Genomic DNA, 1012 nt, shown 5'->3' with positions numbered 1-1012 from the left:
ACAGGCGGAGGAATGTTTTTGGTTCGAGTGGTCGGGGGACACGTCGAAAGGCAAAACTACAAGTCTGATGATTGCGGCAAGTGTATGGGGGAAACCGTCAAAGCTGAAAAAGAGCTGGCATCTCACGCCTGTAGCCGTTGAGCGTCTGGCTAGCGTGATGAATCACCTGCCCATTTTTTTAGACGACACCAAAAACGCCAAGCGGAAAAATGACATCCCGTCCATCGTCTACAATCACACCGAGGGTGTGGGAAAAGTGCGCGGAAGCATCGCAGGTATGCAAGAGACGGCAACATGGAAGTGCATCGCCTTCTCTACAGGTGAATCAAAAATCACACAGTTTCGAGACCAAAACGGCGAGTATGGCGCAGGGATCGCGGCACGTGTGCTGTCTGTCGATGGCCTGCCGTTCGAGAAAGCGGATAAGGACACGGCGCGGATTGTGCGACACATCGAGAATCTATTAACAGATCATTATGGCGTAATGGGACAAGTGTTTATCCGCTACATTGTGGAACACATGGCCGACTTGCCGACATGGAGGGATTACTATGAAAATGCGATCCGCTACTATCGGGAGAATGCGGAAAATTCTGTTTCCGGCCGCCTAGCAAAGCACATGGCCTTTCTCGATACAGCTGCCCATATCCTACATGATGAGATTTTACGGGATCAATACGCCTATAGGGACGCCTTGGAGGTGATATGGCAAGAAATCATCAGCGACAACGCAGACATAGACCGGCCAAAAAAAGCATTGGAGCATGTCTATTCGTTTTCGCTGGCCAATAAAGGGCAGTTTTTGCAATCGACTAGCGATGAACCAACACGCGACACATTAGGGGAATGGAATACAGAAAATGCTTTTTGGGCTGAAATACGCTTTTTCCCTCATGCACTGAAGAAGATTTTACGCGATCATGGCGACGAGCCGGAGGCAATCCTAAAAAGTTGGCGGCAACGCGGATGGATCGACGCCAAAAGGGGATACACCAAGCAGATACGTATAAAC

1 protein-coding gene is annotated in these 1012 nt (G+C 49.7%); it reads left to right on the top strand.

Translation table 11 applies throughout. The annotated features are described in order from the left end of the window. On the top strand, positions 1 to 1012 hold a 1012-nt coding region (locus tag U1T56_RS24105), incomplete at both ends, for a DUF927 domain-containing protein (protein WP_418162033.1).

This window comes from Benzoatithermus flavus (genome assembly GCF_037908215.1).
Classification (GTDB): Bacteria; Pseudomonadota; Alphaproteobacteria; order Geminicoccales; family Geminicoccaceae; genus Benzoatithermus; species Benzoatithermus flavus.
This window is presented reverse-complemented; position numbering and strand designations above follow the sequence as displayed.